Origin of the sequence: Aminobacter sp. NyZ550 (assembly GCF_025628925.2) — a bacterium.
Taxonomy (GTDB): Bacteria; Pseudomonadota; Alphaproteobacteria; order Rhizobiales; family Rhizobiaceae; genus Aminobacter; species Aminobacter ciceronei.
On the sequence record NZ_CP114190.1, the window covers coordinates 3,849,709 to 3,861,481 of the forward strand.

Sequence of the window (11,773 nt, forward strand, 5' to 3'; positions counted from 1 at the left end):
ACCGCCGAACGTCAGCGGCTGAACGAAGCGATGAAGTCGCGCGCCTCGTCGATCAGGCGGGTAAGCCGCGTGATCAGAGCGACATTGTCCGGGTCCGCTTCGATCGCCGCCACGCAGTCGGCAATGGGAAATGCGCCGACGCCACGCGCCGAACCTTTCAGGGCGTGGCACAGCATCAGCCGCTCGGCAAGATCGGCCTTGACGATCGCATCTCGAACCGAGAGCGCCTGATGGACGAACATGTCGAGCACCTCGCGCTCGACATCGCGGTCGCCGATCGTCTGCCGGGAAAGATGTTCAAGGTCGATCGGACGGCCATGAACCGATGCCGAGGATTCGCCTCCCGGCATGCCAAAAGCCATCGAAGCCGTCTCGCGCGTTACCATTCAACCCGTGCCCCGCCACTCGCCCTTGGGTTGGTAAGCTAGGGCGTCCGTGTGGATAACCCGTTAACCTGACAAAGCCCGGAACCGTGCGGGATTGGGGCCAATAATCACTGCAGTGTTAACCTTATATTTAAACTTTTACGTATCGGGGCGAATGCATGTTTTCTTTACCCGATTGTGTCACTACGATACGGGCAGTCCATATTGAGCCTCGGCCGCGGACAAAAATAGGACAAAAAGTCCAGCAAATCCGCGTCTTTAGTACAGGGTAGCGAAGGCATGGCGAAGAAATCCACTCCGACAAAGAACCTCGATCTCGACGTGGCCAAGGAGCTCGAGCAGGCGCTCGACCTCGACCTGAGCGGCGACGAAGGCGGCCTCGACATGGCCGCGTCGATGGACGATCTCGAAGCACAGATTTCGCAGGCAGCTGAAGAATTGGCACGTGAAGGCCGCAAGCAGAAGGCTGCTGCGCCGAAGGCCGAGCCCGCCCCCGTGGCACGCGCAGCCGAGCCGCCGACCCAGTTGCGCCCCGTCGAAACCCGCCCGCTGCAGCCCGAAGGCTTCAAGCCCGCGAACGACGATCGCGCCAAGGATTACAAGTCGCTCCTGCACAGCCTCAACCGCCGCGCATCGAGCACCATCTATTGGATGGTCGGCCTGGTTTCGGTCGCCTGGGTTGCCGGCGCAGTGGCGCTGGCCGATCGCATCGTCACGCCCAGCATCTGGACCATCCGCTCGTTCGACGACGCGCTGGCACGTCCCGGCCTGCTGATGCTGCTCGTCGCCACCATCGTGCCGATCGCGCTGTTCTGGGCTTTTGCCGCGATGATCCGCCGCGCCCAGGAAATGCGCATTGCCGCGCAGTCGATGACCGAAGTCGCCTTCCGCCTCGCCGAGCCCGAAAACATGGCACAGGACCGCGTCATGATGGTCGGCCAGGCCGTGCGCCGCGAGGTGGCGGCCATGGGCGAAGGCATCGAACGCACGCTGGCGCGTGCCGTCGAGCTCGAAACGCTAGTCCACACCGAAGTCAACCAGATCGAGCGCTCCTATTCCGAGAACGCCGCCCGCATCCGTTCGCTTGTCGATGGTCTCGGCAGCGAGCGCGAGGCCGTCGTCTCCCACGCGGAGCGCGTCCGCGCCTCGATCTCCGGCGCCCATGAGACGCTGCGCGACGAACTCGGCTCGGCCAGCGACATCATCCGTGACAGCATCCTGAATGCCTCGACCAAGCTGTCGATGACGATCACCAATTCCGGTGACACGCTCATCGACCGCATCAACGAAGGCGGCATGGGCCTGTTCGAGGCGATCGACAACCGCATGGATTCGCTGAGCGACCGCCTGTCGACCTCAGGCGAAGCCTTCGCCAGCCTGCTCGACACCCGCATCGCCAAGCTGACGCAGAGCACCGACGAGGTGACCCGCTCGCTGACCGACCTGCTCGACAACCGCACCTCGGGCATGGTCTCGCTACTCGGCGGCGCTGCCAAGACGATCAACTCTGAATTCGAGGCGAGCCTGCACGGCATCGAGCGCACGCTGGCTGAACGCGGCCAAGCGCTGATCGGCGAATTCCAGACCCGCGCCGAAGCGCTCGACACCGGCACTGCCAAGCTCAATGCCGCTCTCGAAGCCCGCGCCCGCCAGATCAACGAGACGCTGGTCGAGCGTGCGCGCGAAATCGCCACCACCTTCGTCCAGGGCCGTGACTCGCTGTCGGCGATGATCGACCAGGGCAAGACCCAGATCGGCACCGACCTCGCCGACATCATCACCTCGACCTCGACCATGCTCGAAGCCCGCGCCAGCGATTTCGCCGGCCGCATGGAAGCAGCCCGCCATCAGGTGTCGCGCGCATTCGACGGCGACATCCAGCGTCTGTCCGAGGCCCGCGTCGGCATCGAGCAGGCCGTGGAAGACCACACCACCAAGCTCTCCGAAGCGCGCGACCGCATGGCAGCAGCGCTACGCGACGACCTCAGCAAGTTCGCCGAGGGTCGCGCCAGCATCGAGGCTGCCGTCGGCTTCCAGGTGCAGAAGCTTGCCGAAGGCCGCAGCCTGATCACGCGCGCCCTCGACGACGACATGCGCAAGCTGGAGCAGTCGCGCCAGGCAATCGACGACACGCTCAGCAGCCAGTTCAGGCAGCTCGCCCAGGGCCGTGAACAGCTTGCCCAGGCGCTCGTCGAAGACTCCGAGAAACTCGTCCAAGCCCGTACGAACATTGATGAAATGGTCGCTGGCCACGTCGGTAAGCTGGCCGAAGGCCGCAACATCCTGTCGCGTGCGCTGGAAGCTGATCTCGGAAAGCTCGCCGACAGCCGCGCGAGCATCGACGGCCTCGTCGCCGGCCAGGTCGAGAAGATCGCCGAGGGCCGCGCCATCCTGGCCAACGCGCTCGAAACCGACCTCGCCGGCATCAAGGCGCTCGTTGACGGCCATTCCTCCAAGATCGCGTCCGATCGCGCCGAACTGTCGCGCAGCCTGGAAGCCGACATCGCCAACGTCCACGGCCTGATCGAAGGCCATGCCGAGAAGCTTGCCGACGAGCGCACCCTGCTCTCCAAGACGCTGGAAACCGATCTCGCCAAACTGGCCGACAGCCGCGCTGGCATCGACGGCCTCGTCGCCGGCCAGGTCGAGAAGCTGGCCGAAGGCCGCGACATCCTCAAGCGCGCCCTCGAAACCGACCTCAACGCCATCCACAACACGATCACCTCGCAATCGCAAAAGCTCGCCGAAGACCGTGCGCTGCTGGCCCGTTCGCTGGAAACCGACCTCGACAACGTCAGAGGCCTGGTGTCGAGCCACGCCGAGCGCCTGGTTACCGAGCGCAGCACCCTGTCCAAGGCACTGGAAGACGACCTCGCCAAGCTGGCCGAAAGCCGCTCAGGCATCGACGGTCTTGTCGCCGGCCAGGTCGAGAAGCTGGCCGAAGGCCGCGACATCCTCAAGCGCGCCCTCGAATCCGATCTCAACGCGATCCACAGCACCATCACCTCGCAGTCGGAAAAGCTCGCCGAGGACCGCGCCATGCTGTCCCGTTCGCTCGAGGCCGACCTCGACAACGTCAAGGGCCTGGTGTCGAGCCACGCCGAACGGCTGGCCGCCGAGCGCGGCACCCTGTCCAAGGCACTTGAAGACGATCTCGCCAAGCTGGCTGAAAGCCGCTCGGGCATTGACGGCCTCGTTGCCGGACAGGTCGAGAAGCTGGCCGAAGGCCGCGACATCCTCAAGCGGGCTCTCGAAGCCGATCTCAACGCCATCCGCAACACCGTCGCTTCCCAGTCGGAAAAGCTCGCCGAGGACCGCGCGATGCTCACCCGCTCGCTCGAAGCCGATCTCGACAGCGTCAAGAGCCTCGTTTCCAGCCATGCCGAGCGCCTGGTTGCCGAACGCAGCACCTTGTCCATGGCGCTCGAAGACGACCTCGCGAAGCTTGCCGAAAGCCGCTCCGGCATTGACGGCCTCGTTGCCGGACAGGTCGAGAAGCTGGCCGAAGGCCGCGACATCCTGCGCCGCGCGCTTGAAGCGGACCTTGCCAAGATCGACGGCATGATGCTGGGCCAGGTCGACAAGCTGGCCGCCGGTCGCGACACCCTGACCAAGGCCCTCGAAGCAGACCTGGCCATGCTGAACGACAGCCGCGCCACCATCGACAGCCTCGTCGCCGGCCATGTCGGCAAGTTGGCCGAAGGCCGCGACACCATGGCTCGCGCTCTGGACGAGGATCTCGGCAAGCTCGGCGATGCTCGCCGCGACATCGACCTCGCCATTGCGGGCCACATTGACCAGATCGCCGCCCGCCGTGTCGACATCTCCGACGCGATCGCCGGCGACATCGAGAAGATCGAGGAAAGCTTCCGCCGCCAGACCGGCGTCATCGAAGAGCGCACCTCGACCATGGAACGCGCCCTGTCGCTTGGTGTCGGCAATGTCCGCGGCGTGCTTGAGAAGAGTGCCGTCTTCGTTGCCGGCGCCCTGCGCGAAAAGGTCATGGAAGTGACCGCAGCTCTCAACGAAGAGGCCGGTAAGGCCTTCAGCGACGCCGACCGCGTCATTGCCGAGCGTGCCGAGCAGACGTCGAGCGCCCTGCTCGCCCGTGCCGAAGACATTGCCCGTGCCTTCGACGACGCCGACCGCCGCCTTGCCGCCCGCGCCGACGAAACGTCGAACGCGCTGCTGGCGCGTGCCGAAGAGACTGCCGACACGCTGTCGGCCAAGGCAGGCGAGATCGCCAGCACCTTCGACGCAGCCGACCGCTCGCTGATCGCCCGCGCCATCGAAACCGCGGATGCCCTGTCGGCTCGCGCCGGCGACATCCTGCGCAATTTCGACACCGCGGACGAACGCCTGGGCATGCGCATCGGCGAATCCGCTGACGCGCTTGCCGCCCGCGCCTCCGAACTCGGCCGCATCTTCGACACTGCCGACGAGAAGCTCGCCGCCCGTATCGCCGAAGGCGCGGATTCGCTGGGCAGCCGCGCCGGCGAACTCAGCCGCATCTTCGATGCAGCCGACGAACGTATCGCCGCTCGGGTCGCCGACAGCTCGGCGACGCTCGGCAGCCGTGCCGGCGAAATCGTGCGCAACTTCGAGGAGGCCGACGAAAGGCTCGCGGCGCGTGCGGCCCAGACCGCCGACACGCTTGCCGGCCGTGCCGCCGAAATCGGCCGTACCTTCGAAGAAGCCGACGGCCGCATCGCCGCCCGCGTCGACCGTACGGCAGAATCGCTGCTTGGGCGCGCCGCCGAAATCAGCCGGACCTTCGAAGAAGCCGACGGCCGCATCGCTGCACGCGTCGACCAGACAGCGGAAACGCTGCTTGGCCGCGCTGCCGAGATCAGCCGCGCCTTCGACGAAGCCGACAGCCGCATCGCTGCACGCGTCGACCAGACGTCAGAGGCCTTGCTCGGCCGCGCATCGGAAATCGGCCAGGCCTTCGACGAGGCAGGACGCCAGCTTGCCGCCCGCGTCACCGAGAGCACTTCGGGCATCGGCGAGCATGCGGCACTGATCGCCAGCGCCTTCAACGAGACCGAACAGCGCGTCGTTGCCCGCGCCCATCGCACCTCGGCCGATCTCGATGCCCGCGCCCGCGCCATCGAAGAAACGCTTGCCAATGTCGATGAGCGCCTGGCTGCCGGCGCCGAAAGCGTCGCAGCCCGTATCGGCGAACATCTGTCGAGCGCCGAGAACCGCCTCGCCTATGGCGCGGAATCGATGGGCCAGAAGCTCAACGAACAGGTCACCCAGGCCGAGGCACAGCTTGTCGCCCGTGCCAACGTCATCGCCGAGACCTTCACCGCCGTCGGCCAGCATATCGGCCAGAGCACCAATGAAGCTGCCCGCACCATTGGCACCAACACCCGTGAACTCAACGCGATGCTGACCGAACGCTCGAACGAGATCGCCAAGATCCTCGACGAGACGGCGCGCCCGCTGGTCGACCGCTTCGCCGAAAGCGGCAGCGAGCTTCACCGCTCGATGGAAGAAGCGACCGCACGTGCCACCGAAAAGCTGCGTTCGGAAAACGCCGCTCTCGTCGACGCGCTCGCCAACCGCACGGCCGAGACGCTGTCGGCTGTCGAGGGTGCACGTTCGACGCTCGCCGAAAGCGTCGCCGACCTGATCGGCCGCATGACGACGTCGAGCGCGCAGCTGGGCAACCTCATCGACCAGGCGACGGCAAACCTCGCCAATGTCGACGAGCGCCTGACCAGCAGCACCTCGAACTTCGCCAACACCACCGAGAAGGCCGCGCAGACCTTCTCGAGCGCCGCACGCCTGGTCGACTCGAACACCAATCGCCTGACCGACCTGTCGTCCAGCACATTGCGCGAGGTGGCGTCCATCGCCACCAAGTTCGACGAGCACAGCCGCCTGCTGTCGAGTGCTTCCAACCTGTTGTCCTCGGCGCAGAGCAACCTCGAGCACACGCTCGAGCGCCAGTCGTCGCTGGAAGACCTGGCTGTCGGCCTGGTCAAGAAGTCGGAAGACCTCGAGCGCGTCATGCAGTCGTTCGAGCGCCTGGTTGGCCAGACGCTCGAAAACGCCGAAGGCAAGACGATGGAGTCGGCGGACAAGATCCGTGCGGCGATCTCCGACGTCGTCGAGACAGCGACCAAGCGTTTCGCCGACGCCACCGAGGACATGCGCCGCACCGCAGGCTCGATCAAGACCGAGCTCGAAAGCACCCGCGCCGAGCTCAAGAAGGGCGTGCTCGACATGCCTGAGGAAGCCAAGGAATCGACGACGGCCATCCGCCGCGCAGTTTCCGAGCAGATCAACGCGCTCAAGGAACTGTCGGCGATCGTCGCCAAGTCCGGCCGCAGCGTCGATGTCTCCGATGCCTCGCTGCGCCCTGCGCAGCAGCCGACGCCGCGTCGCCCAGCGCCTCAGCCCGAGCAGCGTCGCGAACCGCCGGCACCTCAGGTGCCGCTAGGTGGCGCCGGTCTGCGCGGCACGCTCGACATCGAGCGCCCGGCCACTCCTGCCCCGCAGCAGCCGGCACGTGAACCGGCCGCCAGCCGTGGCGGCCAGCAGCAGGGCGGCTGGGTCCGCGATCTGTTGACCGGTGCTTCACGCGAAGAGCAGCTGACCCGTGGCGCTGCCCAGGCAGAACCACGCGCCGTGCCTGCCCAGCGTTCGCCGCTGCACGTCGTCGAGTCGCTCAACTCGCTGTCGGTCGACATCGCCCGCGCCATCGACCACGACGCCTCGATCGAGCTTTGGGACCGCTATCGCCGCGGCGAGCGCGACGTCTTCACCCGCCGCCTCTACACGCTCAAGGGTCAGCAGACCTTCGACGAGATCCGCCGTAAATATCAGTCGGATGGCGAGTTCCGCTCGGCCGTCGACCGCTATTGCGACGACTTCGAGAAGCTGCTGAAGGACGTCTCGCGCAACGACCGCGACAGCATCATGACCAAGACCTACCTGACGTCGGATACCGGTAAGGTCTACACCATGCTCGCACATGCGGCCGGCCGCCTGAAGTAAGGCTGCCGCGGCCCGTGAGGGCAGTATGGCAATAAGGAAATGGGGCAGTGGGGTGTTAACCTACTGCCCCTTTTGCTGTCTGAAGTTACGATTTGTGGCGTTGATCTGCCCTGGGTCACATGGCAAGCGCCGGGGCCTGCGCCGACTTGGCAGCCGAATGTCGTATTGAGAGATGCGCGCCACGTTGGAAAGGAAGCGTCAAGAACCCAGGCGAGCAGACCGGAAGAGTTCGGGAACCTACTGCCCTATTGCCTCATTCCCCTACCGACCTGGTCAGATCAGCGTCTCGGTCCATTTGACGATTTCGGTCGCGGCCTGGCCGAATGCGCTGTCGAGCGCCGCCGCATAGGCATCGTTGCCGCCGCCGGAAACCGGGGCGCTCACAGTGAAGACGCGCGAGGCGCGCACCTGGCCGTTGCGGTCGTTGAGCAGCCTGACGAACAGCTCGACGTCGGCGCGTTCGCCGCCGCCGACCTTGATCTCGAAGCTGCGCAGCTCGACGATCACCTGATAGTCGATGGCCAGGCCCTCGCCCGGCTTGCCGACGCCGATATAGCCGCCGGCGCGCTGGAAGGTTTCGGCGAGCCGTGCCTGGACGATGCGCGGCAGCCTGTCCGACCACTGCGCCCCCTTGAGGAACTGTATCGACCCGGGCGATGGCTTGATGACGATGCTCTGGCCATCCAGCGATTTGAGCGCCGAAGGTTCGGCAATCAGGATCTGGCGGCGGCTCGGGCCGTTGCGGCCGTCGACAGCGGGCGCAGTCAGCTCGTAGGTGTCGAGCGGCGGCGGCGTACTGACGAACAACGAGGTGCAGCCGGACAGCGCAAGCGTGACTGCGCTCAGCAGCAAAGTTGATCTAGCAGCCTTCACGTGCTGTCCCCGAAACAGACTCACCCGCGCCGCGCGCGAACACCCCTCATTTGCCTTCATGCGATTGCATGCCGGCGATGTCAACGACGCACCCGGCCGTCAAACTCGCGTACCGAGCCCTCGCCGCCGGTGATGATGCGTTGCGGATTGCGCTCCAGGTCGGAAATGGCCTGTTCGATGCGGCTGATGGAACGCCGGGAATCCTGCACCAGCGCATCGACGTCGCGCAGCCCCTGCCCGGAGAAGCGCGACAGCCCGTCCATGATCGTCGCGAGCCGCGAATTCAGCGTATCGGCCACCTGCTTGAACGACTTCAAGGTGGCGCTGGCGTCCGACATGACACCTTCCGCCTCGCCCGAACCGAGCAGCTTGTCGACCTTGGCCATGACGCCGTCGACGCGCACCGAAGCGGCGTTGAGGCGCGACGCCAGTTGCTTGGCGTCCGTAATGATCTGGTCGATGTCGTCGGCGCGGTCGCCGAACTTTTCGGTGACCTTGGCGACGTCGGCCGCGGCCTGGTTGGCGCTTTCGCTGGCCTTGCGGATGTTGTCGAGCGATTCGCGCACACTGGCCGCATCGACGCCGTCGAGCACGCCGTCAACCTTGGTCAGCGTCTGCTGGGTCTTCTGGGCGAAGTCGTTGATCGAGGCGACCGCAGTGTTGACGCCCTTGACGATGCCGTCGAGCTGGTCGCTCTGAGCGCTCAGGTTCTTGGTGAAGGTGTCGACACTGGCGACGATATTCTTGACCTTGTCACGGTCAACCGACTTGAGCAGGCCTTCCGCCGCCTCGATCGTACCGTCGAGCTTGCCCGAGACCGCCGATAATTGCTCCGACAGAGCACTGACGCTCGCCAGGAACTTGTCAACGCCATCGGCATTGCGCGCCAAGGACTCCGAGAATTTCTGGGCATTGCTGACGGTCTCGGTCAGCGGTCCGCGCACGTCGTTCGTGAAACCTTCGAGATTGGTGAGCACCGTGTCGGCGCGTTTGAAGATGTCCTGCGCCGTCTGCAGCAGATTGGTCACGGCGGACGGATTGGCAACGATCTCGGCGATCTTGCCCTCCGCCTCGGCCTGGTCGAGCAGGTTGGGCTCCTTGATGTTGGCACCCTTGAGCTCGATATTGGCCTGTCCCGTCAGGCCGGCGAGGCCGATATCCGCCTGTGTCGACTGGGTGATCGGCGTCAGCTTGTCGATCTCGGCGTCGGCGATCGCCACCTGGGGATTGGAAATGTCGAGATAGACGCGCCGGACGTCGCCGACCTTGACGCCGTTGAACAGCACGAAGCTGCCCCTGGCCAAGCCCGATGCGGAACCGGGAATACGGACACGCAACGTTGCCGTCTCGCCACGTTCACCGATTGCCGCCGTCCAGTAGACGAACGCAAAGGCGGCCAGAACGGCAAACAGCGTGAAGATGCCGACAATGACGTAGTTTGCCCTGGTCTCCATCACATCATTCCATTCTATGCCCTTGCGGCAAGATCAAGCTGCCGCGCGCGTTTTCCGCGGAAATACGACCTTACCCAGGGTTCTTCGCTCTTCAGCATGTCTTCGATCGTGCCTTCGACGAGCACCTTCTTGTTGCCCAGCACCGCAACCCGGTCGCAGACCGAAAACAGGCTGTCGAGATCGTGGGTGACCATGTAGACGGTGAGCCCCATCGTATCGCGCATCTTGCCGACCAACTCGTCGAACTCGGCAGCACCGATGGGGTCGAGACCCGACGTCGGCTCGTCGAGAAAGACGATGTCGGGGTCGAGTGCCAGCGCCCGCGCTAGTGCCGCGCGCTTGATCATGCCGCCGGAAAGCTCGGACGGAAACTTGCGGGCCGCGTCAGGCGGCAGACCGACGAGCTCGATCTTGAGCATGGCGAGCTCGTCCATCAGCTTTTTCGGCAGGTCGAGATACTCGCGCATCGGCACCTGGACGTTCTCCAGCACGGTCAGCGCCGAAAACAGCGCGCCATGCTGGAACAGCATACCGACCCGCATGTCGATCCTGAGCCGCTCCTCCTCGTTGGCCTGCTCGAGATCGACGCCGAACAGCTTGATCGTGCCGGATCGCTTGCGGATCAGGCCAAGCACGGTGCGCAACAGCACCGACTTGCCCGACCCCGAAGCACCGACGAAGCCGAGAATTTCGCCGCGCCGGATGTCGAGATCGAGATCCTCGAGAATGACCTTGTCGCCAAAGGCCACCGTCAGGTCGCGCACCGACAGCAACACCTCGCCCCTGGCGTCCTGGCTTTGGCTCTCCGCCTCGATAGTCTGTGTCCGGTTTGCCATGTCAGAAGTTGATCGCTGCGTAGAACATGGCAAACAGGCCATCGAGGATGATGACCACGAAGATGGCCTTGACCACCGACGCGGTGACGTGGCGGCCAAGCGATTCAGCGCTGCCGCCGACCTTCATGCCCTCGACGGAAGCGATGGTGCCGATGATGAGCGCCATGAACGGCGCCTTGATCAGCCCGGCGAAGATGGTGCTGAGGTCGATTGCCAGGCGCAGGCGGTCGATGAAGGCGGCAATCGGAATGTCCGAATAGAGCCATGCCGCCAGCATGCCGCCGCCCAGCGCCGCAAAATTGGCTATGATGGTCAGACATGGCAACGCAATGACCAGGGCCACGAGGCGCGGGAACACGAGCACGCCGATGGGATTGAGCCCGATGACCGTCAGCGCGTCGACCTCTTCGCGCATCTTCATCGAGCCGATCTCGGCGGTGATGGCGCTGCCCGAGCGGCCTGCGATCATGATCGCGGTCATCAGCACGCCGAGTTCGCGCAACACCAGCACACCGACCAGGTCGACGACGAAGATATCGGCGCCGAAATAGGCAAGCTGGTAGGCGCCCTGCTGGGCGACGATGGCGCCGACGATTGCCGACATCAGTACGACGACGGGAATGGCGCCGACGCCCATGCGGTCGATCTGGTTGAAGATGGCGGCCGGATTGACCGCATGGCCACGGCCGAGCTTCATCTGGGCGCCGCGAATTGTTGCGCCAAGGATGTTCATCGAGGACAGGAAGTCGTCGCGCATCTCGTAGACGCGGCGGCCTACAGCCTCAAGCATGCGCATGACGATGTTGGGCGGACCAGCCGGGGCAGATTCGCCCTCGCGCCGCACGGCCTCGCTGACGGCGCCCAGCAGGATCTTGGCCACCTCGCTGTGGCCTTCCATCCTGACCTCGACGCCCTTCTTCTCATTGGCGCTGACGAGCCTGTCGATGACCCAGGCGCCGGCGGTGTCGATCTTCTCGATGCCGCCGAGGTCGAGCGCCAGGGTCTTGTAGCCCTTGCGGGCTTCGATATTGCGCATCTCGGCGTCGACGAAGGCAACGGTGCGGGTGGTCCAGATCCCGGTGAACACACAGGCGAGCACGCCTTCGCGCTCCGCCACAGCAACCTGCGGTCGGTGATCTCGGCCGTCGGCTGCCCCGCCGCTTGCTTCCCGTTTGCCGATGGTCAACATGGCACACTACTTAACGCGTCGGCTGCG

At 65.0% G+C, this 11,773-nt stretch carries 6 protein-coding genes; 1 reads left to right on the forward strand and 5 read right to left on the reverse strand.

Annotated features, from left to right (window positions below; genetic code table 11):
- Window positions 1-11 precede the first annotated feature (11 nt).
- A complete protein-coding gene (locus N7E70_RS19140) occupies window positions 12-362 on the reverse strand; it encodes an Hpt domain-containing protein (RefSeq protein WP_246340632.1) in 351 nt (116 codons plus the stop codon).
- Window positions 363-665: 303 nt separating this feature from the next.
- Between N7E70_RS19140 and N7E70_RS19145 the strand changes: the two genes are divergently transcribed.
- The gene (locus N7E70_RS19145) at window positions 666-7,394 is read left to right on the forward strand and encodes a kinesin (RefSeq protein WP_263007297.1); all 6,729 of its coding nucleotides are present in this window, start codon (window positions 666-668) and stop codon (window positions 7,392-7,394) included.
- 273 nt (window positions 7,395-7,667) lie between these two features.
- Here the strand turns inward: N7E70_RS19145 and N7E70_RS19150 are convergent, their stop codons facing one another.
- The 4 genes from N7E70_RS19150 to N7E70_RS19165 form a co-directional block, all read right to left on the reverse strand.
- Window positions 7,668-8,246: an ABC-type transport auxiliary lipoprotein family protein gene (locus N7E70_RS19150; RefSeq protein ID WP_263007298.1), complete on the reverse strand. Its 579-nt coding sequence runs from the start codon at window positions 8,244-8,246 to the stop codon at window positions 7,668-7,670.
- 101 nt (window positions 8,247-8,347) lie between these two features.
- Window positions 8,348-9,721, reverse strand: coding sequence for an MlaD family protein (locus N7E70_RS19155; protein ID WP_154386068.1), 1,374 nt, complete (start codon window positions 9,719-9,721; stop codon window positions 8,348-8,350).
- Between the two features lie 14 nt (window positions 9,722-9,735).
- Complete coding sequence (locus N7E70_RS19160) at window positions 9,736-10,557, reverse strand: ABC transporter ATP-binding protein (RefSeq protein ID WP_154386069.1); 822 nt, start codon at window positions 10,555-10,557, stop codon at window positions 9,736-9,738.
- 1 nt (window position 10,558) lies between these two features.
- Window positions 10,559-11,746, reverse strand: coding sequence for an ABC transporter permease (locus tag N7E70_RS19165; RefSeq protein ID WP_067962538.1), 1,188 nt, complete (start codon window positions 11,744-11,746; stop codon window positions 10,559-10,561).
- Window positions 11,747-11,773: the final 27 nt, after the last annotated feature.